18 protein-coding genes are annotated in these 23,616 nt (G+C 73.2%); 11 read left to right on the plus strand and 7 right to left on the minus strand.

Annotated features, from left to right (window positions below; genetic code table 11):
- Positions 1-73 precede the first annotated feature (73 nt).
- The gene (locus ACIRQH_RS27340; protein WP_081218962.1) at positions 74-490 is read left to right on the plus strand and encodes a cobalamin B12-binding domain-containing protein; all 417 of its coding nucleotides are present in this window, start codon (positions 74-76) and stop codon (positions 488-490) included.
- A 400-nt stretch (positions 491-890) separates the two neighbouring features.
- Here ACIRQH_RS27340 and ACIRQH_RS27345 read toward each other — a convergent pair whose 3' ends face one another.
- Both ACIRQH_RS27345 and ACIRQH_RS27350 read right to left on the minus strand, forming a co-directional pair.
- Positions 891-2,525: a DUF5691 domain-containing protein gene (locus tag ACIRQH_RS27345; protein ID WP_404227255.1), complete on the minus strand. Its 1,635-nt coding sequence runs from the start codon at positions 2,523-2,525 to the stop codon at positions 891-893.
- 202 nt (positions 2,526-2,727) lie between these two features.
- Positions 2,728-4,083 carry an SWIM zinc finger family protein gene (locus ACIRQH_RS27350; RefSeq protein WP_404227257.1) on the minus strand — a complete coding sequence of 452 codons (1,356 nt, stop codon included), beginning with the start codon at positions 4,081-4,083 and terminating at the stop codon, positions 2,728-2,730.
- Between the two features lie 133 nt (positions 4,084-4,216).
- On the opposite strand from ACIRQH_RS27350, the gene ACIRQH_RS27355 reads away from it, so the two are divergent.
- From ACIRQH_RS27355 to ACIRQH_RS27365, 3 genes are read left to right on the plus strand one after another with little or no spacing between them, the layout of a single operon-like run.
- Positions 4,217-5,395 carry an AAA family ATPase gene (locus tag ACIRQH_RS27355; protein WP_358819746.1) on the plus strand — a complete coding sequence of 393 codons (1,179 nt, stop codon included), beginning with the start codon at positions 4,217-4,219 and terminating at the stop codon, positions 5,393-5,395.
- Positions 5,392-8,019 carry a DUF5682 family protein gene (locus ACIRQH_RS27360; RefSeq protein WP_388869242.1) on the plus strand — a complete coding sequence of 876 codons (2,628 nt, stop codon included), beginning with the start codon at positions 5,392-5,394 and terminating at the stop codon, positions 8,017-8,019. The genes ACIRQH_RS27355 and ACIRQH_RS27360 overlap by 4 nt, the downstream gene beginning before the upstream one ends.
- The gene (locus ACIRQH_RS27365) at positions 8,016-9,179 is read left to right on the plus strand and encodes a VWA domain-containing protein (protein WP_355876879.1); all 1,164 of its coding nucleotides are present in this window, start codon (positions 8,016-8,018) and stop codon (positions 9,177-9,179) included. Before ACIRQH_RS27360 ends, ACIRQH_RS27365 begins: the two co-directional genes overlap by 4 nt.
- Positions 9,180-9,387: 208 nt before the next feature.
- Here ACIRQH_RS27365 and ACIRQH_RS27370 read toward each other — a convergent pair whose 3' ends face one another.
- Positions 9,388-9,552 (minus strand): hypothetical protein, encoded by a 165-nt coding sequence (locus ACIRQH_RS27370; RefSeq protein WP_388929574.1) that lies wholly within the window; start codon positions 9,550-9,552, stop codon positions 9,388-9,390.
- Between the two features lie 1,726 nt (positions 9,553-11,278).
- Between ACIRQH_RS27370 and sucC the strand changes: the two genes are divergently transcribed.
- Both sucC and sucD read left to right on the plus strand, forming a co-directional pair.
- Entirely contained in the window at positions 11,279-12,457 is a 1,179-nt protein-coding gene (gene sucC, locus ACIRQH_RS27375; protein ID WP_358819749.1) for an ADP-forming succinate--CoA ligase subunit beta, read from the plus strand.
- Positions 12,458-12,478: 21 nt separating this feature from the next.
- Positions 12,479-13,363, plus strand: a complete 885-nt coding sequence (gene sucD, locus ACIRQH_RS27380; protein ID WP_358819750.1) for a succinate--CoA ligase subunit alpha — start codon at positions 12,479-12,481, stop codon at positions 13,361-13,363.
- Positions 13,364-13,454: 91 nt separating this feature from the next.
- Here the strand turns inward: sucD and ACIRQH_RS27385 are convergent, their stop codons facing one another.
- Positions 13,455-14,678 (minus strand): helix-turn-helix domain-containing protein, encoded by a 1,224-nt coding sequence (locus ACIRQH_RS27385; protein ID WP_388929575.1) that lies wholly within the window; start codon positions 14,676-14,678, stop codon positions 13,455-13,457.
- 108 nt (positions 14,679-14,786) lie between these two features.
- Here ACIRQH_RS27385 and ACIRQH_RS27390 point away from each other — a divergent pair, with 108 nt between their 5' ends.
- Positions 14,787-16,679: a DUF6350 family protein gene (locus tag ACIRQH_RS27390; RefSeq protein ID WP_404227262.1), complete on the plus strand. Its 1,893-nt coding sequence runs from the start codon at positions 14,787-14,789 to the stop codon at positions 16,677-16,679.
- A 149-nt stretch (positions 16,680-16,828) separates the two neighbouring features.
- Here the strand turns inward: ACIRQH_RS27390 and ACIRQH_RS27395 are convergent, their stop codons facing one another.
- Complete coding sequence (locus ACIRQH_RS27395) at positions 16,829-17,758, minus strand: hypothetical protein (protein ID WP_404227265.1); 930 nt, start codon at positions 17,756-17,758, stop codon at positions 16,829-16,831.
- 374 nt (positions 17,759-18,132) lie between these two features.
- On the opposite strand from ACIRQH_RS27395, the gene purN reads away from it, so the two are divergent.
- Both purN and purH read left to right on the plus strand, forming a co-directional pair.
- Positions 18,133-18,753 carry a phosphoribosylglycinamide formyltransferase gene (gene purN, locus ACIRQH_RS27400; RefSeq protein WP_081218971.1) on the plus strand — a complete coding sequence of 207 codons (621 nt, stop codon included), beginning with the start codon at positions 18,133-18,135 and terminating at the stop codon, positions 18,751-18,753.
- Entirely contained in the window at positions 18,750-20,339 is a 1,590-nt protein-coding gene (purH, locus tag ACIRQH_RS27405) for a bifunctional phosphoribosylaminoimidazolecarboxamide formyltransferase/IMP cyclohydrolase (protein WP_404227268.1), read from the plus strand. Before purN ends, purH begins: the two co-directional genes overlap by 4 nt.
- A 111-nt stretch (positions 20,340-20,450) precedes the next feature.
- Here purH and ACIRQH_RS27410 read toward each other — a convergent pair whose 3' ends face one another.
- Positions 20,451-21,212, minus strand: coding sequence for an RDD family protein (locus ACIRQH_RS27410; protein WP_358821851.1), 762 nt, complete (start codon positions 21,210-21,212; stop codon positions 20,451-20,453).
- A 265-nt stretch (positions 21,213-21,477) separates the two neighbouring features.
- Here ACIRQH_RS27410 and ACIRQH_RS27415 point away from each other — a divergent pair, with 265 nt between their 5' ends.
- Both ACIRQH_RS27415 and ACIRQH_RS27420 read left to right on the plus strand, forming a co-directional pair.
- Positions 21,478-22,332, plus strand: a complete 855-nt coding sequence (locus ACIRQH_RS27415; RefSeq protein ID WP_358821852.1) for a bifunctional methylenetetrahydrofolate dehydrogenase/methenyltetrahydrofolate cyclohydrolase — start codon at positions 21,478-21,480, stop codon at positions 22,330-22,332.
- 229 nt (positions 22,333-22,561) lie between these two features.
- A complete protein-coding gene (locus ACIRQH_RS27420; RefSeq protein WP_404227562.1) occupies positions 22,562-23,032 on the plus strand; it encodes a DUF3017 domain-containing protein in 471 nt (156 codons plus the stop codon).
- 97 nt (positions 23,033-23,129) lie between these two features.
- Here ACIRQH_RS27420 and ACIRQH_RS27425 read toward each other — a convergent pair whose 3' ends face one another.
- Positions 23,130-23,543: a hypothetical protein gene (locus tag ACIRQH_RS27425; protein WP_388869258.1), complete on the minus strand. Its 414-nt coding sequence runs from the start codon at positions 23,541-23,543 to the stop codon at positions 23,130-23,132.
- Between the last annotated feature and the right edge of the window lie 73 nt (positions 23,544-23,616).

A 23,616-nucleotide genomic window follows, 5' to 3' on the forward strand; every position in this document is an offset into this window, starting at 1 on the left:
GTCGATCGTCGCCGTCCTTCGTGTTCGTCGTTGTGCAGTCGTTGAGTCGTGTTCTTGCTTCATGGAGGCAGTGATGGGTGTGGCAGCCGGACCGATCCGCGTGGTGGTGGCCAAGCCGGGGCTCGACGGCCACGATCGCGGGGCCAAGGTGATCGCGCGGGCGCTGCGCGACGCCGGTATGGAGGTCATCTACACCGGGCTCCACCAGACGCCCGAGCAGATCGTCGACACCGCGATCCAGGAGGACGCCGACGCGATCGGCCTGTCCATCCTCTCCGGTGCCCACAACACGCTCTTCGCGGCCGTCATCGAGCTTCTCAAGGAGCGCGAAGCGGAGGACATCAAGGTCTTCGGCGGCGGCATCATCCCCGAGGCGGACATCGCGCCCCTCAAGGAGAAGGGCGTCGCGGAGATCTTCACCCCGGGCGCGACGACCACGGCGATCGTGGACTGGGTCCGGGAGAACGTCAGGCAACCGGCCGGCGCCTGACCCGGCCATCCCCGCGCCCTGTGCCAGGGCGCGGGGATACTCGGGGGCCCGGAGTGCCTGCGCCTCCGGGGAACCCCCGGGTTGCCGTCGTCTCCGGCGAGCCGGAGATCGGGGGCCCCGGCTCCATCGGGGCGGCGAGCGGCCTCGGCGGGACCGTGCGTCCATGGGCCGGCGAGCGGCGGCCACGCGGCACCGCTCGTCCGTGGGGGCGGAGAGCGGCGGTCTTCGGTTCCGCCCGTCCAGGGGCCGGCAAGCGACCGCATCACGGCTTGGCTCGTCCGGGCGATGAGCGGCGGCATCACGGGGGTCGCCCACCGCTCGTCCGTGGGTCGGCGGGCGGCTCTTCACCGCGTCGCCCGTCCAGGGCGGGCGAGCGCGGGACCCACGCGGCACGGTGGTGTCACCCCGTCTCTGTCGGGGGCGTCAGCTCTGTGGCCATCGCCGCTCGTAGGCGCAGGGTCGTCACCAGGCGTTGGAACGCCTCGGCCCAGTAGCCTCCGGCGCCGGGTGTCATGTTCTCCGTCTCGTCCGGGACCGAGGTGAGACCGTCGAGGCGCCCCGCCTCCGCCGGGTCGAGGCACCGCTCGGCCAGCCCCATCACCCCGCTGAAACTCCAGGGGTAGCTGCCCGCGTCCCGGGCGATGTCGAGCGCGTCGACCACCGCCCCGCCGAGGTCCCCGGCCCAGGGAACCGCGCACACCCCGAGCAACTGGAACGCCTCGGACAGCCCGTGCGTCCCGATGAACCCCGCCACCCACTCGGCCCGTTCGCCGGCGCCCAGCGTCGCGAGGAGCTTGGAGCGCTCGGCCAGCGACACGGCCCCCGGCCCCCCGGCCTCCGGTGCGGAGGGCGATCCGAGCAGCGCCCGCGACCACCCGGGATCACGCTGCCGCACCGCCGCCCGGCACCACGCCGCGTGCAGCTCCTTCTGCCAGTCGTCCGCCACGGGCAGCGCGACCGTCTCCTCCGGCGAACGCCCACCGAACCGCTCCCGCCAGGTCCGAAGCGGCGCCGCTTCGACCAACTGGCCGAGCCACCAGGATCGTTCACCCCGGCCCCCCGGAGGCTTCGGCACCACGCCGTCCCGCTCCATCTCGGCGTCGCACTCGTGCGGCGCCTCGACCACGATGACGGGCGTGTCGCGCGTACGGTCGACGGCCACGCACGAACCGGCCCGGGCCGCCATCCGCGCGGCGAGCGCGGAACCCGGCAGCGCGGAGAGCAGCTCCGCCGCCGTCGCCCGTACGTTGCGACTGCGGTCTGACAAAGCCCGCTCCAGGAACGGCTCGTCGTCGGCGCACAGCCGGGACCGCAGTGAGTCGAGGAACATCAGCCGGTCCTCGGCCCGCTCCGTGGCCCACGTCGAGACGAGCAACTCCCGTGCGGCGGCGGGTTCCTCGGCCCGGACCGCCGCCAGCAGCGCGACCCGCTCGGCGAACAGGCCCTCCTGCCAGAGCTGTTGGACCTTCTCGGTCTCCCCCGGTCCTGGCAGTGAGGCGCCACCGCCCGGTGCGGAGCGCAGCGCGAACCGCCACTCCGGGTTCAGCCGGGCCAGCCACAGCGCGCGCGGCCCGGCGAACGCCAGCGCAGCGGGACGCAGGTCCGTGCGTCCCCGGGCGGCGTCGAGCAGTGCGGGAAGAGTCTGCGGCGGGGCGGCGAATCCATGGGTGTTCGCCGCGGCCAGCCACTGGGGCAGCAGCTCCATGAGATCGGGAGCCACTCCTCTGCGGCCGCCACCCCCCGTGCCGGGCCGGTCCGCGAGAAGCATCGCCAGCCTGCGGGTGGCGGCGGGCGGCAGCGCGGTCCGTGGATCGGGCGCGGCGGGCTCCGGTGGGGCCGCCGCACGCGCCGGCCGCACTCCGGCCCGGCGCCGCACGGTCTCCACCGCGGCCGCGTCCAGCAAGGCCACCGGAGGCTCCTGTCCCGGTTCCCGCAACGGCGGCGTCCGTCGGTCGGTCCCCAGGAGCGCCACGGTGACGAGATCCTCCCAGGAACCGCCGACGGGAGTGTCCGCCGAAGCCGAGGTCGTGTTCATGAGCGTCCTTTCCTTGTGGACGACGTCACCGGGGCACCCGCGATCGGCGGCGCCGACGGTCCCGGAGACGGGCACGGGCGTGAGGCGGGGACCCGGTTTCGGTGACCGTCCCGGTCGCGGGACCAGGTGAGATTCCAGGTGGAGCGCAGCGGCAGCGGTCCGCCGGCCGTCGTGGCCGGAACGGCGCACCGGGCGTGGTCCCTCAGCACAGCGGCACCGCCTCGCCCCCGCCCTCCGGCCACGCCGTCAGGGGAGTGAAGCCGCGGTGGCCGCACTCACCGAAGACCGTGACGGGCGCTCCACCGGAGAGAGCGACCAGGCGCCAGAGATCGGGACGCGACCGAGCGGCGGGAGTGAGGGGGAGGGCGAAGTCGCCGCCCGCGTCCGCCAGTTGCCAGGAGTCGCCGTCCGGTGTCGGGACGACCCCGCCCAGCGTGACCGGGTAGGAGTCCAGCCAGGGGTCGGTGCGCAGGGCCTCTCCATAGCGAGCGGCCGCCTCCGAGGTGGTCAGGCCTTTCGGTCGTATCGCCGCGGGCGCGGGAGGCGAGAACCGCTCACCCAGCGCCGCCCGCAACTGCCCGGCGCCCGGGTAGGAGGACACCTCGGCCTCGAAGGCCAGCCCCACGGGAAGCGCCGGCTCGGGTGCCCTGCCGGCCGCTCCATAGGAGAGGAGGAGCGCGGTGCGCCCCGACTCGGCGCCGTGCAGCCAGATCCTGCGGGTCGTGAGCTTGGTGTCCGCCGTGTCGTACTGCGCGAGGACCAGCCAGCGGTCGCGCACCGGTGGCCCGTCGGCCGAGCCGGACAACCCGACGCGGGAACGGACCGTCGCCGCAAGGCCGTCCGGCAGTTCCTCGCGTCGCAGCCAGCCCCGGTCGAGGAGGTGGAGCAGCGCGCACTCCTCCAGCAGGCGCACCGGCCAACCCGATCCGGACGACGGGATGGCGCCCAACTCCCGCACCCGGGAGGCCAGTCCGGGCGCCTGAGCGTCCACCATCCGGGCCGCCGTCTCCTCCCACATCCCGTACCCCGAGTGCTCCGCCGAGGCGAGACCGCTCCGCAGCAGGTCGGCCAGCCGCTGCTCCAACTCCGCGGCACCCGCGCTGATCCGCTCGGCACGGCGCTCCGCCCTGCGCCGGGCGGCCTCGGGGTCACCCGACGAGGGCGCTCCAGATCCCCCGCCCGCCGTCCTCCTGCCCTCCGCGCGCTCGCGCCGCCCCGCCATCCACTCCTCGGCCCAGCCCGGCGCCTGCCCCGACGGCACCGCGCCGTCCGCGCCCGACCAGAGCAGCAGCAGCCCCAGCGCGTGCTTGCACGGGAACTTCCGGCTCGGACAACTGCACTTGTACGCGGGACCGGCGGAGTCCGCGATGTCCACGACCGTCTGATACGGCTTGCTGCCGCTTCCCCTGCACAGTCCCCATACCGCCCCCTCGTCAGAACTGCCCGCCTCGGACCACGGGCCGGCCGCGCCGAGCTTGCTCCCCGCCTTGCGTGACGCGACGTCAGGCGCCAGTGCCAGCACCTGATCCGCCGTCCAGCGCACCGCCTGCTGTGTCATGCGTCCGAAGGTAGATCCCGCCACTGACAATCGACCGCGACGAACGCGTCCGCGCAGGTCAGAGTCGATTGTCAGTGGCGTGGTGCACGGTGGAACCAGATCCGAACCGGCCGAGCTGGAGGGGGACCGAGCCATGTCCGTGTCCGTTGAACCGACGTCCGCGCAGACACCCGCGGGAGCGAGCGGGCAGACACCCGCGGGAGCAGGCGGAGGGAGCGGCGCGAGCGCGCAGGGCGAGGCGCTGCGACCGCACGCCGAGCACGCCTTCGCCGCCGAACTCGCCGCGCTCGCGGCGCAGGACGACCGGCCGCGCCCGGTCCGCTGGCGGATGTCGCCGTGGGCGGTGGCCACCTATCTGCTCGGCGGCACACTGCCGGACGGCACCGTGATCACCCCCAAGTACGTGGGGCCGCGCCGCATCGTCGAAGTCGCCGTCACCACCCTCGCCACCGACCGTGCGCTGCTCCTGCTCGGTGTGCCCGGCACCGCGAAGACCTGGGTCTCCGAGCATCTGGCCGCCGCCGTCAGCGGCGACTCGACCCTGCTCGTCCAGGGCACGGCGGGGACGCCGGAGGAAGCCATCCGGTACGGCTGGAACTACGCGCAGTTGCTCGCGCACGGCCCCAGCCGGGACGCGCTCGTGCCGAGCCCCGTCATGCGGGCCATGGCCGAGGGCATGACGGCGCGCGTCGAGGAGCTGACCCGCGTCCCGGCGGACGTGCAGGACAGCCTGATCACGATCCTCTCGGAGAAGACCCTGCCGATACCGGAGTTGGGCCAGGAGGTGCAGGCCGTCCGCGGCTTCAACCTGATCGCCACGGCCAACGATCGCGACCGCGGGGTCAACGAACTGTCGAGCGCGCTGCGCCGCCGCTTCAACACGGTGGTGCTGCCGCTGCCGGAGAGCGCCGACGCCGAGGTCGACATCGTGTCGCGCCGGGTCGACCAGATCGGCCGCTCCCTCGACCTGCCCGCCGTTCCCGAGGGCGTCGACGAGATCCGCCGTGTGGTCACGGTCTTCCGCGAGCTGCGCGACGGGATCACGGCCGACGGACGGACGAAGCTGAAGTCGCCCAGCGGCACCCTGTCCACGGCCGAGGCGATCTCCGTCGTCACCAACGGCCTCGCCCTGGCCGCCCACTTCGGTGACGGCGTCCTGCGGGCGGCCGATGTCGCGGCCGGCATCCTCGGTGCCGTCGTCCGCGACCCGGCGGCCGACCGGGTCATCTGGCAGGAGTACCTGGAGGCCGTCGTCCGCGAGCGCGAGGGCTGGAAGGACTTCTACCGGGCCTGCCGCGAGGTGAGCGCATGAGCGAAGTGCCGGACGACGCGCTGACCGGGCCGCGGCCCCCGGTGGCCGTCCCGGGTGCGGGGCCGCTCCTGCTCGGCGTGCGCCATCACGGGCCGGGGTCGGCGCGGGCCGTGCGGGCCGCGCTGGAGGCCGCCGCCCCGCGGGTCGTGCTGGTCGAGGGGCCCCCGGAAGCGGACCCCTTGGTCCACCTGGCCGCCGACAAGGACATGCGGCCGCCGGTCGCCCTCCTCGCCCACGTCGTGGACGAGCCCGGTCAGTCGGCCTTCTGGCCGCTCGCCGGGTTCTCACCGGAGTGGGTGGCGATCCGCTGGGCCGTGGACCACGGCGTGCCGGTCCGCTTCATCGACCTTCCTGCGGCCCACACCCTGGCCTGGGGGAAGGCGGACGAGGACCGGGCGGCCGAGCGGCCGGGCGGCACACCGCCCGCCGCGCTGGACCGGCCCGCCGAGGCCGACGCGGCCCTGCCCGGCGACCCAGGCCCCGGGGCACCCGCGGACGCCGCCCGGCCGGCCGGGGGCGGAGAGCCGGACACAGCGGAGGACACACCGGACGACACGCCGGAGGGGACCACGGAACCCGGTGAGGGGCCGGCCGAGGCCGTGCGGATCGATCCTCTCGCCGTGCTCGCCGAGACAGCGGGGTACGACGACCCGGAGCGCTGGTGGGAGGACGTGGTCGAGCACCGGGCGGCGACCGCCGGCGATCCGTTCGCTCCGTTCAGCGTGCTGGAAGAGGCGATGACCGCGCTGCGCGAGGCGTACGGCGTCGGGGGACACGACCGGGATCTGGTGCGCGAGGCGTACATGCGGCTCCAGATCCGCTCCGCGCAGCGGGAGTTCGGGGACGGCGTGGCCGTGGTGTGCGGGGCCTGGCACGTACCCGCGCTGCGGCAGAAGGCCACCGTCGGCGCGGACCGGGCCCTGCTGAAGGGCCTGCCGAAGGTGAAGGCCGACCTGACCTGGGTGCCCTGGACGCACCGCAGGCTCTCCCGGGCCAGTGGATACGGGGCGGGCATCGACTCACCGGGCTGGTACGGGCATCTGTTCAGCGCCCCCGACCGTCCGATCGCCCGATGGATGACGAAGGTCGCCCGGCTGCTGCGCGACGAGGACCGCAGTGTGTCGTCGGCCCATGTCATCGAGGCGGTACGGCTGGCCGACACGCTCGCCGCGATGCGCGGGCGCCCGCTGCCGGGACTGACCGAGACGATGGACGCCGTACGGGCGGTGATGTGCGAGGGCTCGGACGTGCCGCTGGCGCTGGTGCGCGACCGGCTCGTCGTCGGCGACGTACTGGGCGAGGTGCCGGAGTCCGCCCCGGCGGTGCCCCTGCAGCGGGACCTCGCGCGGTCGCAGCGCTCGCTGCGGCTGAAGCCCGAGGCGCTGGAAAGGGAGTTGGAGCTCGACCTGCGCAAGGAGACCGACGCGGGCCGCAGCAGACTGCTGCACCGGCTGCGCCTCCTCGGTATCGGCTGGGGCGAGCCCACGACGTCCCGCGGCAGCACCGGCACCTTCCGCGAGACCTGGCGGCTGCGCTGGGAACCGGAGCTGTCGGTGCGGGTCGCCGAGGCGGGCGTGTGGGGCACGACCGTCCTGGCCGCGGCGACGGCCAAGGCCGAGGCGGACGCCGTGGGCGCACCCTCGCTGGCCGACGTCACCGCACTCGCCGAGCGCTGTCTCCTCGCCGAACTCCCGCACGCGCTGCCCGTGGTGATGCAGGTGCTCGCCGACCGGGCCGCCCTCGACGCGGACGTCGGCCACCTCGCCCAGGCGCTGCCCGCACTCGTCCGTTCGCTGCGCTACGGCGACGTGCGCGGCACGGACACCCACGCCCTCGCCGACGTCGCCGCCGGTCTCGCCGAGCGCGTCTTCGTGGGCCTCCCACCAGCCTGCGCCGCCCTCGACAGTGACGCCGCCGCGGAGATGCGTCTGCACGTGGACGCCGTGCACGGGGCGGTGGCGCTGCTCGGGGAGACGACCGGTGACGCGACCCCGGCCGACAGCACACGCGGGGGCATACGCGGGCGCTGGCATTCCGTCCTGCGGACCCTCGCCGTGCGCGACACCGTTCCCGGCGTGATCAGAGGACGGACGGTCCGACTTCTGCTCGACGAGGGCGAGTTGGCGCAGGAGGAGGCCGCGCGGCTCATGGGCCTGGTGCTGTCGCCGGGTACCGAGCCCGCCGACGCTGCCTCCTGGATCGAGGGGTTCGTCGGAGGCGGCTCGGGTGGTGGGATGCTGCTCGTGCACGACGAGCGGCTCCTCGGACTCGTGGACACCTGGCTGACCGGCGTGCCCGCGGACGCGTTCACCGACGTGCTGCCCCTGCTGCGCCGGACGTTCTCGGCGTACGAGTCGGGAGTGCGCAGAACGCTCGGCGAACTCGTCCGGCGCGGCCCGGGCGCCCGTACGGACACCGCGGCGGCCGGCTCCGGAATCCCCGGGTTCGCCCCCGACCTGGACGCCGGGCGCGCGGACGCCGTCCTGCCCGTGCTGAGCCTGCTGCTCGGCCTGGGCGCACCCGGCGGCGCGGACGGCGCCGACACCCCGGGCGCCGACGCCGCACCCGGCGGGCGGCCGGACCGAGCACGTCACGACAACGACCTTGTGAGGGTGACTCCATGACCGAGTCCGTGCTGAGCGCCGGGGACGAGCGGCTGCGCCGATGGCGGCTCGTGCTCGGCGGCGACGAGGCCGACGGCACCGGATGCGTGCTCTCAGGGAACGACGCCGCGATGGACGGAGCGCTCGGCGCGCTGTACGGGAAGGGAGGCAAAGGGCAGTCGGGGAAGGACCGTTCGGCGGGGCTGGGTGCGTCGGCGCCCTCGGTCGCGCGCTGGCTCGGCGACATCCGCACCTATTTCCCGTCCTCCGTCGTCCAGGTGATGCAGCGGGACGCCATCGACCGGCTCGGGCTCTCCGCCCTGCTCCTGGAGCCCGAGATGCTGGAGGCGGTGGAGGCCGACGTGCACCTGGTGGGCACGCTCCTCTCGCTGAACAAGGCCATGCCGGAGACGACCAAGGAGACCGCGCGGGCCGTCGTGCGCAAGGTCGTCGAGGACCTGGAGAAGCGGCTCGCGACCCGCACCCGGGCGACCCTGACCGGCGCCCTCGATCGCAGCGCCCGCATCAGCAGACCCCGCCACCACGACATCGACTGGAACCGCACGATCGCGGCGAACCTCAAGCACTACCTGCCCGAGTACCGCACGATCGTGCCCGAGCGGCTGATCGGTTACGGGCGGGCCTCCCAGTCGGTGAAGAAGGAGGTCATCCTCTGCATCGACCAGTCGGGGTCGATGGCCGCGTCCGTCGTGTACGCCTCCGTGTTCGGCGCGGTCCTCGCCTCGATGCGGTCCATCGCCACCCGGCTCGTCGTCTTCGACACGGCGGTCGTCGACCTCACCGACCAGCTCGACGACCCGGTCGACGTCCTCTTCGGCACCCAGCTCGGCGGCGGCACCGACATCAACAGGGCGCTCGCGTACTGCCAGTCGCAGATCACCCGGCCCGCCGACACCGTCGTCGTCCTGATCAGCGACCTCTACGAAGGAGGCATCCGCAACGAGATGCTGAAGCGGGTAGCGGCGATGAAGGCGTCCGGGGTGCAGTTCGTGACGCTGCTCGCGCTGTCCGACGAAGGGGCGCCCGCCTACGACAGGGAGCACGCCGCCGCCCTCGCCGCGCTCGACGCCCCGGCGTTCGCCTGCACGCCCGACCTGTTTCCCGAGGTCATGGCGGCGGCCATCGAGAAGCGGCCCCTGCCGATACCGGACACGAGGTGAGAAGGATCCGTAATCCGGACATGAATACCCATCGGTAACAGGGGGCTTGCGCGACCTCGGGCGTCCCATGGAGGATCGAAGCGGCCAAAGGGTCCCGTTCCGCCGCTCCTTGGCGGGCCGTGCCCGGCGTGGGCACTGCCAGCCTTCGTGCTCGTCCGCGGCCCCTCGTATCCCTTCGCACGGGAGGACCCTCCCCGTCTTGACCCGGTCAGCGCCATCGTCGGGTGCTGTTCCGCGCCCGGCGCGCGGTGCGGCCGGTCGGCGTGCGCTCCAAGGGGTCCTGCTGGCAGGCGGGCTGTCCGCGCTCGGGTTCCTCTTCGGAGGACAGGCGCACGCCGCCGACGGGCCGGCGCACCCGATCCGGCTGACCCATCCGGTACCGCTCCGCGACGTCACCGGGACGCGCGGCTCGCATGCGGCACCGGCCCCGACCGTTTCCGCGCCCCGCGCCGCGCCGGGCCGCCTCCCGAAGACGGCCCACCGGACCGGGCACGCCGCGAGCGCCCACCGGCCTGAGGGCGACGCCACCCCGCTCTCCCTCACCGACGTCGACGTCGGCGCCGACGTCGAGCATCTGACGGGCGCGGCAGCGTCGCCGGCCGGCTCGCCCCGGGCACATACACGCACACGCACACGCACACGTACGGGGGCTGACTCGGGTCGGGGCACGCCTCCCGGCAGCGCGTACGCGGGCCGCGCCGTCGGGCGGCGGCCGGTGACCGAGGGTGTCGAGCGGGCGGTCCCCAGGGTCGTGGGGCCGGCCCGTGGGGTGACCCGGCCGGTCGAGGCGACCGTCGTGCGAACGGTCACCGGAGTCCTCGGGCGGCCCGGCGGTGCTCTCACCGACGTGCTGAATGGCGGACTGCCGACCCCGCCGGACACCCTGCCGGCCCTTCCGGGGCTCCCCGTGCTTCCTGAGCTTCCCGCTCTTCCTGTTCTCCCCGCCCTCCCGCAGACGCACCTTCCGACGCTTCCGGCAGTTCCCGGGGCTTTCCTCCCGGGGGTTCCGGAGACTGCCGTACTCCCGGCGTTCCCCGGCGTCGTCCCGCAGGATCCGGCCAATCCGCCTCAGGCCGGGACTCCGCAGGCGGAGCGCGGCGTCGTGGAGGAGCGCTCCGGCGGCCGGGACGGCGTAGTCGTGGACGCCGCCTCCTTGTCCGGTCCAGCCGTCGCGGCGACCGGGGAGCCGACGTACGGGCCGGGTCGGCTCGGTGCGCGGAGCGGGGGTGAGGGGGTTCGCCGTCGCACGGACGGCGCAGGCCTCGGTCGGGTCTCCGGCCCGAAGACGCCTCCCGGCGGAGTGAGCGGTGCGACCGGCAGCCAGTCCGCCGTCGACAACGCGGCCCCGCGGCACGCGGAGGTCCCCGCCGTCGCCCCGAGCCGTCGGACGCCTCAATGCCTCGCACGCGGCACCTCCACGGCGACTTCCGCGTCCGGGACCGGCGACCGGTACCGGGACATCCCCGTCTTCCCCGGCTAGCTCGGCACCCCGCAGCCGGGGGGAGCGCGGGCCGGACAGCGTGCGCGGACACTCCGATTTGCGGTTCCCCGTGCGGCTCGTGCAAACCGTACGGCCCGTGCAACCCGTACGGCCAGTGCAACCCGCACGGCCCGTACAGCGTCCGGAGCATCGCCTCCGTGCGACGTCCGGCCGGGCGTCGCACTCCTGTCGCACCGCACCGGACCGCGGCGACACCGCGGGACCGCCGCGCGGCACACCATCCGCTTCCGCGGGGCCATGGGCCGGAGGGCCGGAATCCACCGGATCCCTCGGGCCGTAAACCCCGCGGAAGGGCCGGACGGTCCCCATTGGGGTGGGGGTCGTCCGCCCTGGGCCCTTCGGGGCCGTCAGAGGGGCCTCACCAGGCAAACCCCAGCCCGGTGAGGCCCCGTCCGGCCCGATCTGTGACAGGTATCACCGCTCAGGTGTGATCTGCGATTTAGGGACCCGCGTCCTGCGGCGATAACCTGCGGGACGGACATGCCGCGCGCTCGGACACCGTGTGCGCCACCCTTGTGACAAGCGGACGTCACGTTGCCCTTCGCGGCACGCCCACGCAGACAACGAACCGCGAGATCACTGATAGGGACGGACGCGCGTGGACCTGTTCGAGTACCAGGCGAGGGACCTCTTCGCCAAGCACGGTGTACCGGTGCTGGCCGGTGAAGTCATTGACACGCCTGAGGCAGCCCGCGAGGCGACCGAGCGTCTTGGCGGCAAGTCCGTCATCAAGGCGCAGGTGAAGGTCGGTGGCCGTGGAAAGGCCGGCGGCGTCAAGCTCGCCGCCACCCCGGACGAGGCCGTCGCCCGGGCGACGGACATTCTCGGCATGGACATCAAGGGCCACACGGTCCACAAGGTGATGATCGCCGAGACCGCGCCCGAGATCGTCGAGGAGTACTACGTCTCGTACCTCCTCGACCGCACGAACCGCACCTTCCTCGCCATGGCGTCCGTTCAGGGCGGCGTGGAGATCGAGGTCGTCGCGGAGGAGAACCCCGAGGCCCTCGCGAAGGTCCCGGTCGACGCCAACGAGGGCGTCTCGATCGAGAAGGCCCGCGAGATCGTCGCCCAGGCGAAGTTCCCGGCCGAGGTCGCCGAGCAGGTCGCCGAGATCATGGTGACGCTGTGGGACACCTTCATCAAGGAGGACGCCCTCCTCGTCGAGGTGAACCCGCTCGCCAAGGTCGCCTCCGGCAAGGTCATCGCGCTCGACGGCAAGGTGTCCCTGGACGAGAACGCGGAGTTCCGCCAGCCGGACCACGCCGCGCTCGAGGACAAGGACGCGGCCAACCCGCTCGAGGCCGCCGCCAAGGCCAAGAACCTCAACTACGTCAAGCTCGACGGTGAGGTCGGCATCATCGGCAACGGCGCGGGTCTCGTCATGAGCACCCTCGACGTCGTCGCGTACGCCGGTGAGAACCACGGCGGCGTGAAGCCGGCCAACTTCCTCGACATCGGCGGCGGCGCCTCCGCCGCGGTCATGGCGAACGGCCTGGAGATCATTCTCGGCGACCCGGACGTCAAGTCCGTCTTCGTCAATGTCTTCGGTGGCATCACCGCCTGTGACGAGGTCGCCAACGGCATCGTCCAGGCGCTCCAGCTGCTCGCCGACAAGGGCGAGGCAGTCACCAAGCCGCTGGTCGTGCGTCTCGACGGCAACAACGCCGAGCTGGGTCGCAAGATCCTGTCGGACGCCAACCACCCGCTGGTCCAGCGCGTGGACACCATGGACGGCGCGGCCGACAAGGCCGCCGAGCTCGCGGCTGCGAAGTAAGGGACGAGGGACTAAACAGCCATGGCTATCTTCCTGAACAAGGACAGCAAGGTCATCGTCCAGGGCATGACCGGTGCCACGGGTATGAAGCACACCAAGCTCATGCTCGCGGACGGCTCCAACATCGTCGGTGGCGTGAACCCGCGCAAGGCGGGCACGTCCGTCGACATCGACGGCACCGAGATCCCGGTCTTCGGCACGGTCGCCGAGGCGATCGAGAAGACGGGCGCCAACGTGTCCGTCCTCTTCGTGCCGCCGGCCTTCGCGAAGGCCGCCGTCGTCGAGGCGATCGACGCGGAGATCCCCCTCGCGGTCGTCATCACCGAGGGCATCGCGGTCCACGACTCCGCCGCCTTCTGGGCGTACGCGAAGGCGAAGGGCAACAAGACCCGCATCATCGGCCCGAACTGCCCCGGTCTCATCACCCCGGGCCAGTCCAACGCCGGCATCATCCCGGGCGACATCACGAAGCCGGGCCGCATCGGCCTGGTCTCGAAGTCCGGCACGCTGACGTACCAGATGATGTACGAGCTCCGTGACATCGGCTTCTCGTCCGCCGTCGGTATCGGTGGCGACCCGGTCATCGGTACGACGCACATCGACGCGCTCGCCGCGTTCGAGGCCGACCCCGACACCGACCTGATCGTCATGATCGGCGAGATCGGTGGCGACGCCGAGGAGCGGGCCGCGGACTTCATCGCGAAGAACGTGACCAAGCCGGTCGTCGGCTACGTCGCGGGCTTCACCGCGCCCGAGGGCAAGACCATGGGCCACGCCGGCGCCATCGTCTCCGGCTCCTCCGGCACGGCCGCCGCCAAGAAGGAGGCCCTCGAGGCCGCCGGTGTCAAGGTCGGCAAGACGCCGACCGAGACGGCCAAGCTCGCGCGCGAGATCCTCGCCGGCTGAGCTGCCGCAACGGCACACACGCCGGTGGGCCCGCACCCCAGGGTGCGGGCCCACCGGCGTTTCCGGTCACCGGCGCTCCCGGTCCGGGATGTCAGCGGATATCGGGGACGATCCGCTCGGGACCGCTCGACGTCTCGGACCTCAGCTTGGCGCGCAGGACCAGTTCCTCGTCGGACAGGGGGCCGGGCGCGGAGCGGGGCGGCAGACCGTGGATGGTCTCCGGCGGGGACAGCGGCGCCTCGTAGTGGTCCGGCGCGGTGCGCAGCGTCAGCGCCGTCACGCCGATGAGCAGGACCGTGAACGCGATGGCCGCGCGGGTCCACTGCCGGGCGCGGTGCTCGCCGTGATCGCGGACGGTACGGGGCTTCGCAGCGCGCAGCCGTTCCGTGCTCGCGAGTTCGGTGAGCCGCCGGTGCAGGTCCTCGGGGAGCGCCAGTTCGGGCAGCCGGGCCACGACGGCCTCGCGTGCGTGCAGCACCCGGTTGGCGGCCGCGGGCGTGCTCGCCTCCGTCTCCGCCGCGGTCTCCGGCAGCCCGAGCCCGACACCGTCGTACAGCAGCAGCGTGCGCCGGTACACGGGCGGCAGATTGAGCAGGACGTCGAGCAGGACGCGGTCGGAGGCGCCGGCGGGCGGTGCCTCCGGGTGCCGGTGGCGCGGGCGCAGCCGGTGCCAGGGGGAGAGCGCGTACTCGTACGCCGTCGCCCGTACCCAGCCGGCCGGGTCCCGGTCCACGGCCACCTCCGGCCAGCGGTACCAGGCGAGTTGGAAGGCCCGCTCCACGGACTCGCGGGCCAGCTCGCGCCGCCCGGTCAGCAGATAGGTCTGCCGTACGAGGGCGGGGGCGGCAAACGCGTAGAGCGCGTCGAAGGCCTGAGTGGGCGTCAGCGACGGCGCGCGGACGCCGGAGTCCTCGTCCGCGCCGCCCCATTCACCCTCTTCGCGGGCCGGGTGCACGTCGACGTCCACGCCGACCCGGTCCGCGGGTTCGGCGGCCTCCGGGCCGTCGGCCGTCAGGTCCTCGTAGACGTCTGTCTCCCGGGCCGGTGGTGCTCCCGCTCCCACCAGGGCGGGTACGGAGTCTTCCTGACGGCTGCTCACCGCGTCGTCCGAAAGGGTCGTCCCTACGCCGAGCAGCCTCACGTACGCCTCCAGCTTGCGGCCGCGCGGTGTCGTACGGCCGGTCTCCCACGAGCGCACCGTCGACCGGCTGACACCGATCAGGGCCGCCAGCTCCGCCTGCGTCAACGCCCGGGCCTCCCGCAGACGGCGGCGCTCCTTCGGCGCGGGCAGCGGGGTGGCGGAGCCCTGTGTCATGTCGGATCCCACCGGGCGCCCTTTCGTACGAAGAAGTACATAACTGCATATTGAGCGACACATCGGAGGTTCGCCTGTTACGACGAGAAAGCGCGTGTCGTTGGGAGCATGACGTGCGTGACCCAAATCACCGACCGCAGGCTCTCGTTGTCGCCCCTGCTCACTCGGATGCGCGACAGATCCCCCGGACTGGCCGCCAGCCTCCTGGGTGGCGCCCTCGCCGCGGGGCTCGGACTCGGCTCGTTCGCCGTCCTCGTCGTGGTGCTGTGGATCAGCTCGCCCTACCCGGACAGCGGGCCGGACGGAGCGCTGCATGTCGCCGCCGCGCTCTGGCTCCTCGCGCACGGTGTCGAGCTGATCCGCACCGACGCCCCTTCCGGTGTGGCGATGCCGGTGGGGGTGACCCCGCTCCTGCTGCTCGCCCTCCCGGCGTGGCTGCTGCACCGGGCCGCGCGCGAGGCGGCCGATGTGACGTCGGAGGCGTCACCGCGCACGGCCTGGGCCGGCGTCGTGGCCGGCTATCTGTCCGTCGGCTGGGCCGCCGCGATCTACGCCTCGGGCGGCGCGTTGCGTCCCTCCTGGCCGTGGGCCGTGGTCTGCCTGCCCCTGCTCGCCGCGAGCGCCGCGGGAGCGGGGATCTGGACGGCGTACGGGCGCCCGTGGGGACCGCTGCCGTTGTGGCTGAGGCGGGCCGTGGACGCCGCGCCCTTCACCCGGGCAGGTCCTTTCTCCGGCGTACGACGTCTCGCCGCCGGGGACGACGACCGGGTGCTCGGCGGAGCGGCACGGGCCGCCGCGGCCGGGGTGGCCGTCCTCGTCGGGGGCGGGGCGTTGCTGGTGGCGGTGTCCCTGGTGTGGCACGGGGGAGCGGCCCGCGGCTCGTTCCTCCAGCTCACCGGCGTGTGGTCCGGACGGTTCGCCGTCCTGCTGCTCTGCCTGGCGCTGGTCCCGAACGCGGCCGTGTGGGGCGCGTCGTACGGGCTCGGGCCGGGCGTCGTCCTGACCGCGGGGCATGTGGCCGGTCCCCTCACCGCGGCGGCCTCGGGGACGCGCGGCCCGACCGATCTCCTCCCCGCGTTCCCGCTGCTCGCGGCGGTGCCCGGGACGGGCGCGGGGGAGCCGCTGAACTGGGTGAGCGGTGCGGTGCCGGTGGCCGCCGGGGTGACGGTGGCGTGGTTCGTGGTGAAGGCGGGGACCACGCGCGGGACCGACGGTCGGGACGAGGTCTGGTCGCGCGGTCGGACGGTGTCCGTCGTGGCTCTCGCGGCCGGCCTGTGCGGTGTCGTGCTCGGTCTGCTCGCCGGGCTCGCCGGGGGCCCGCTCGGCGTGGCCGCCCTGGCGCACTTCGGGCCGGTGTGGTGGCAGGTGGGACCGGCGGCCGCGGTGTGGACGGCGACCGTCGGGATTCCCGTCGCGGTGGGCGTCCGCGCGTGGAAGGCCCGGGGTGCCCCGGCGCCGGAGCGCACGGCCGCTCCCCGGAGTGCGCCACCCCGCCTCGATGGACGCCGCTTCGCGTGGGTTCCGCGGCTGCGGATGCCCGCGTGGACGCCGTGGCGCTCGAAGGACGCGTCCGCTCCGTCGCCCGCGGCCGCCCCGGCACCCGTCCCGTCACCGTCCCCGCCCGTCCGGACCGGATCCGCGCAGCGGGTCGAACCGGCGGTGCTGGAGTCGGTCCTCGAGGACCTGGAGCCGTACGACTTCCTGCCCGGCGAGGCGACCCCGGCGGCGTGGCACGAGGGCACGTCCGGGGAAGAGCGCTGGGCGGCACTGCGAAAGACCGCCGGGGCCGACGACCCGGCCGACGCCGACGCCCACACGGACGACGCTCGGGCCGCCCGGGACGACCCGAGCGACGCGCCCCGACCTGTCCAGGACGACCCGCCCCGTCCGGTCCGCGACGACCCGCAGCCGTCCGGCGGGGACGACGCGGACCACCCGGACCCGGACGGCCTCAGCCACACCGGGAGCGAGAACACCGGCGCCGCGGACCACTCCGGCTGAGACGATGCCCGACCGCCCGACCGCCCGACCGCCCGTCCGCCCGAGAGTCGGTCAGGAGGTCCGGCGGGTGAACGACAAGGCCGGCTTCCCCGTCGGGAGGGGAGCCGGCCCATTGCGTCCGGTGCTCCGGGAGGACCCGGCGCGCGGTGCTAGTCGCTCGTGCCGAGCACTCCGCGCAGCTCCTTCGGGAGCAGGTCGTTGCAGGACTTCTTCGCCGCGTTCGTCAGGGCGTCGTTCGTGCAGGAGTAGTAGTCGCTGTAGACGAGCTGGGCCGTGAACGTCGCGCCGACCATCAGGATGGCCAGCGAGGCGGTGACCAGGCCGCTCACCGCCGCGGTCGTCTGGGGGCGGGCGTTCGAGGCGGCCTGCTGGGGGCGGGCGCTCTGATCGGGTGCCGGAGCGTCCGGGGCCGGGACACGCGCCTTGCCGCGGAGGGCGCTGACGCCCCAGTACAGGGCGAGCGCGCCGAGCAGCAGCGCCACGTACGGCCAGCTGAAGAGGGCGAAGAAGAACGCCCACATGCCGGAGAGCAGTGCGTAGCGGGCGCGGCGCTGGGAGGGGTCCGTCGGGTCCCAGCGCATGTTCGCGCCGGGGCCGCTCTGGCCCTCGGGGGTGTTCTGGCCCTGCGGTGTTCCGGGCCGGTCACCGAAGCCGCCGCCGCTGGAGGGACCGGGCTGCCGGTCGCTCCAGTGACTGCCCCACGACGAGTGCTCGGACCCGTCCTGGTCCCCGCCCTCGCCGTTCTGCCCGGATCCCTGGCCGTGCCGGCGCGGCTGCCAGGGACGGTCGGGCGTCCCCTCGGGCGGCGGCGCGAACGGGTTGTCGTCGGAGTCCGGGGAACTCGAGGGCTTCGTCGGCTTCGAGAGATCGGCCGGGCCCGACGGGGGAGTGTCCGGGGTGTCGGGGCCGTGCTCTTCCGGGGAGCCGCCGTCGCTTCCCCCTGCCGAGCCGCTGCCGTTGCCGCCCGCGGAGCCGGGGCCGCCGCCTACGGAGCCGTCCCCTCCCGACCTGGGCGGGGTGGACGAAGGGCGCCGCTCGCGCAGCAGGAGCGGAGGGAGTCGGAGACTGCGGTCCGGCATCAGGTGAGCGTCTTCCCCTTGGTGGTTCTGGCGGGCGGCGTGTGCGCACGGCAGCGGGCTCCGGGCCCCCGGGCGCGCGCCCCGGGCGTTTCCGGTGCGGGTGCAACTGGTGGTACCGGGGCCGGCTGCCCCGTGCGTGGTGGTGCTCGTCCCAGGTCAACGTCCCGTGTGCGCAGGGCGTTCCCCGCGCCGGGCGGTGTTCCCGGGTGGATCCTCCCCAGACGCTACCTTCCGGCCCCGCCCCCGTCCCGTGGGGGCCGCCCGGTGTGCCGGTATCGTTGCTGACGGTCGGCCGCTTCGTAGACTTCCCCGTATCCCGGGGCGCGAAGCATTCGTACGACCGTACAAACGCTCCCCCGAGAAAGGGCCCCGTCGTGGCCAAGGCCAAGCGCCTCGTCGTGCTGGTCTCCGGATCAGGCACCAATCTGCAGGCACTGCTCGACGCCGTCGCGGAGGCGGGCCCCGCGGCCTACGGTGCCGAGATCGTGGCCGTCGGCGCCGACCGGGACGGCATCGAGGGGCTCGCCCGCGCCGAGCGCGCCGGGCTCCCCACCTTCGTCCGCAAGGTCAAGGACCACGGCAGCCGGGACGACTGGGACCGCGCGCTCGCCGAGGCGACCGCCGCGTACGAGCCCGACCTCGTCGTCTCCGCCGGGTTCATGAAGATCGTGGGGAAGGAGTTCCTCGCCCGGTTCGGTGGACGGTTCGTCAACACCCACCCGGCGCTGCTCCCCAGTTTCCCCGGCGCCCACGGCGTCCGCGACGCGCTCGCGTACGGAGCCCGGGTCACCGGCTGCACCGTCCACTTCGTCGACGACGGCGTCGACACCGGACCGATCATCGCCCAGGGCGTGGTCGAGATCCGCAACGAGGACGACGAGAGCGCTCTGCACGAGCGCATCAAGGAAGTCGAGCGAAGGCTGCTCGTCGATGTCGTGGGGCGGCTCGCCCGCAACGGCTATCGCATTGAGGGACGAAAGGTAGTTATCCAGTGACCGCCGACAGCACAGTCACGGCCGAGAGCACCGAGGGCACCAAGCGGGTCATCCGGCGCGCGCTCGTCAGCGTGTACGACAAGACGGGCCTCGAGGAGCTGGCCCGCGGGCTGCACGCCGCCGGCGTCGAGCTCGTCTCCACCGGTTCCACCGCCGCGAAGATCGCCGCGGCCGGTGTGCCCGTCATTAAGGTGGAGGAGCTGACCGGCATCCCTGAGTGCCTCGACGGCCGCGTCAAGACGCTGCACCCGAAGGTCCACGCCGGGATCCTCGCCGACCTGCGTCTCGAAAGCCACCGGCAGCAGCTCGCCGAGCTGGGCGTCGAGCCGTTCGACCTGGTCGTGGTCAACCTCTACCCGTTCCGGGAGACGGTCGCGTCCGGGGCGACCCCGGACGAGTGCGTCGAGCAGATCGACATCGGCGGCCCCTCGATGGTGCGCGCCGCCGCCAAGAACCACCCCTCCGTCGCCGTCGTCACGAGCCCCGACCGCTACGGCGACGTCCTCGCCGCGGTCCGGAGCGGCGGCTTCGACCTGCGGACCCGCAAGCGCCTCGCCGCCGAGGCCTTCCAGCACACGGCCGCGTACGACGTCGCCGTCGCCTCCTGGTTCGCCTCCGACTACGCGCCGGTCGACGAGTCCCGCTTCCCCGACTTCCTCGGCGCCACCTGGGAGCGCGCGCACACGCTGCGCTACGGCGAGAACCCGCACCAGCCCGCCGCGCTCTACACCTCCGGCACCGGTGGCCTCGCCGAGGCGGAGCAGCTGCACGGCAAGGAGATGTCGTACAACAACTACACGGACACGGACGCCGCCCGCCGTGCCGCGTACGACCACGAGGACCCCTGCGTCGCGATCATCAAGCACGCCAACCCGTGCGGCATCGCGGTCGCGTCGAACGTCGCCGAGGCGCACCGCAAGGCGCACGCCTGCGACCCGCTGTCCGCGTTCGGCGGTGTGATCGCGGTCAACCGCCCGGTCACCAAGGAGATGGCCGAGCAGGTCGCGGAGATCTTCACCGAGGTCATCGTCGCGCCCGAGTACGAGGACGGCGCGCTCGAAGCCCTCACCAAGAAGAAGAACATCCGCGTGCTGCGGGCCCACAACGCCCCGTCCGCTCCGGTCGAGATCAAGCCCGTCGACGGCGGCGCGCTGCTCCAGGTCACCGACCGGCTCCAGGCCGACGGCGACAACCCGGCGAGCTGGACCCTCGCGACCGGTGACGTGCTGAGCCAGGGTGAGCTGGACGAGCTGGCCTTCGCCTGGCGTGCCTGCCGCGCCGTGAAGTCCAACGCGATCCTGCTCGCCAAGGACGGTGCCTCGGTCGGCGTCGGCATGGGCCAGGTCAACCGCGTCGACTCCGCGAAGCTCGCGGTCGAGCGGGCCGGCGCCGAGCGCGCCCGTGGTGCCTACGCCGCCTCGGACGCGTTCTTCCCGTTCCCCGACGGCTTCGAGATCCTCGCCGAGGCGGGCGTCAAGGCCGTGGTCCAGCCCGGCGGTTCGGTCCGCGACGAGCTGGTCGTGGAGGCGGCGAAGAAGGCCGGCGTGACGATGTACTTCACCGGGACGCGGCACTTCTTCCACTGAGCGCTGAGCACTGAGCACTGTGGGTACGACCGAGGCCCCCGGCCCTCCTCAGGGAGGGCCGGGGGCCTCGGTCGTACCGCGGCGGTCCGTTCGCGACGGCCGTCCGTGAGGTCAGTGCTGGATGACCATCGTGCTCGCGGCCTTGTCGTGCCAGCCTTGCTGCCGGCCCGACTTGTCCCAGAACGGCGACAGGTAGACCACCAGCTGGCCGATGCCGCAGACGATGCCGCCCACGAGCGGGATGATCCAGCGGATGAACGAGGCGCCGAGGCCGGGCTTCTGGCCGGTGTCGGCCTTCACCACGCGTATGCCGACGGCGAGTTTGCCGAGGGTGCCGCCGACCAGGCCGGTCATCAGCCACTCGTAGAGCAGCCCCACGACGGCGAGGATGCCGATCACGGCGCCGAACTTGGCGGCGATGTCGGAACTCGCGTTGTTGATGCAGGTGTTGTAGTCCGCCGCGTTCGGGTCGCAGTCCGTCGCCGAGCCGACGGAGCCGGCCACGCCGATGAAGCCGAGGACCACGTAGATGACGAGGAAGGCCACGCCGTCGATCGCGCGGGCGCCGAACCGGCGGCCCATCGAGGCGACCCGCGGGCCGGGGCCGGCCGGATAGCCGTAGCCGGGCTGGCCCTGCGGGTAGCCGTAACCGGCCTGGCCCTGGTCGGGGTAGCCGTAGCCGGGCTGTCCCTGCTGCGGGTAGCCGTAACCCTGCTGCGGAACGCCGCCCGGTGCCTGCGGGTAGGGGGGCTGGCCCTGCGGGTAGGGAGGCTGGCCCTGGGGGTAGGGCGGCTGTCCCTGCTGCGGATGGCCGTAGCCCTGCTGTGGGTTCTGCGGCTGTCCGTACGGGTTGTCCGGCGCGCCGAAAGACATGGCGAATTTCCTCCGTTGCAAATGCGGGGACGAAGCGGATTGCGAGGAGGAACATGACGATATGAGCGGTTTGCCCCCCAACACTGACCGCGATACTGCGTCGTTCATCGTGATCGGAAGGGCGCATTTTGTCCAGCTCGTGAGATGAGCTGTTGTGCAGTCGCAATCTGCTTGATCACGCTCTTCGGGCGGTTGTGCCGCCTCGCCGCGTCCAGGGGGTGCCCCGGATTGGAACCATGACCCCGTCATCCGGGAGGATGGGGTCATGACCGCCCAGATTCTCGATGGCAAGGCCACCGCAGCCGCGATCAAGTCCGACCTGACCGTCCGCGTGGCGGCCCTGAAGGAGAAGGGCGTCACGCCCGGCCTCGGGACGGTCCTGGTCGGGGACGACCCCGGCAGCCAGAAGTACGTCGCGGGCAAGCACCGCGACTGCGCCCAGGTCGGTATCGCCTCCATCCAGCGCGAACTGCCCGCGACCGCCACCCAGGAGGAGATCGAGGCGGTGGTCCGCGAGCTGAACGAGGACCCCGCCTGCACCGGCTACATCGTCCAGCTGCCGCTCCCCAAGGGCATCGACGAGAACCGCATTCTGGAACTGATGGATCCGGACAAGGACGCGGACGGCCTGCACCCGATGAACCTCGGGCGCCTCGTCCTCAACGAGCCGGCCCCGCTGCCCTGCACCCCGAACGGCGTCCTCACGCTCCTGCGCAGCCACGGCGTGGAGATCAAGGGCGCCGAGGTGGTGGTCGTCGGCCGCGGTGTGACCATCGGGCGCCCGATGCCGCTGCTGCTGACCCGGCGCAGCGAGAACGCCACGGTCACCCAGTGCCACACCGGCACCAGGGACCTCTCCGCGCACCTCAAGCGCGCCGACATCATCGTCGCCGCGGCCGGTTCCGCGCACCTCGTCCGGGCCGAGGACGTGAAGCCGGGCGCCGCCGTCCTCGACGTCGGCGTCTCGCGCAGCGCCGAGGGCAAGATCGTCGGGGACGTCCACCCGGACGTCGCCGAGGTCGCCGCGTGGATCTCCCCGAACCCGGGCGGCGTCGGCCCGATGACCCGCGCCCAGCTGCTCGTCAACGTGGTGGAAGCGGCGGAGCGCAGTGTCGGCTGACGGCGGCACCCACCGGTCCGGCGAGGGCGCGGCCAACGGCGCGCACACAGCCGACGACGCCGAGACCGCTACCGACGAACGGTCCGCGGTGCGTACCGACGCGCGTGCCGAGGCCGCTCCCGGAGCGGAGAGCGGGGCTAGCGCCGAGCGGGCCGCCGACGCCGAGGCGAAGGCCGGGGCTCCGGCCCCGGCGGAGGCTGGAGCGGCCGACCCGGACGAGGCGGAAGGCGTGGCGGTCGACGAGTCCGACTCCGACGCCGAGACCACGGTGCGGGACGCCATCAGTGCTCCCGACGCCGAGGGCAGGCCGCGTCGCACCACGCGGCGCTTCCCGCTGTTCACCCGGGACACCGCGCGTCCCGAGGGCGGTGGCCGGGCAGCGTCCGGAGACGCCCCGGCCCCCGCGCGCCAGTGGCCGATCCTCACCGTCCTGTCGGCGGTCGGACTCGGCCTGTTCCTCACCGCGCTCGACAAGTTCCGGGCCGGCACGATCCTGATCGGCGCCGCGCTCATCGCGGGCGCCGTGATGCGCTGGATCCTGCCGAGCGTGGGCATGCTCGCGGTCCGCTCCCGCTTCACGGACATGGTCACGTACGGCGTCCTCGGCATCGCCATCGTGCTGCTGGCGCTGATGGCGCAGCCCAATCCAGTGCTCGTGATCCCGTTCCTCGACGACACCCTGCACTTCACGGTCCGCTGAACCGCGGCCTCACGCAGGCGCACGTGCCGGTGGCCCGTCCTCTCCCCGGGGAGGACGGGCCACCGGTCTTTTCGGGTGGTCGGTGCGGTGCGGTAGGTCAGCAGACGATGTACGACATCGTCAGCGACGAGAACGACGTGCCGCTCGGCGCCTTCAGCGTGACGGGCGAGGAGTCTCCCTTCGGGCCCGCCCAGTTGCTGTCGACGTGGCCGCCGTTGGTGAGCTTTCCGCGGACGAACGGGCAGCGGCCGTCCGACTTGGTGTCGTGGACCGTCCCCGTGACCTTCGTGTCGTAGTTGCACCACCAGCCGTTGGCGTAGCCCTGGCCGCTGGAGACGGACCAGCTCTGGGTGCAGGAGTCGGCCGCCGGCGCCTGCACCGAGGCGTTGGCCCCGGGGGCCATGGCGAGGCCGCCGCCGAGAAGCGCGGCGGTGGCAAGGGCGACCGCCACGCGGCCCCGGAGACTCCTGTTCGTGGCGGTGGTCGTGCTGGTCGTCGTCCCTGTACTCATGGATCCGATTCCCCTCTTCGGATGCGGTCCGGTGGTCGGCCGGTCCGTCGTGTTCCAGAACCTACGGGCCACC

It is taken from the genome of Streptomyces sp. NPDC102279 (genome assembly GCF_044766365.1).
In the GTDB taxonomy this organism is placed as follows: Bacteria; Actinomycetota; Actinomycetes; order Streptomycetales; family Streptomycetaceae; genus Streptomyces.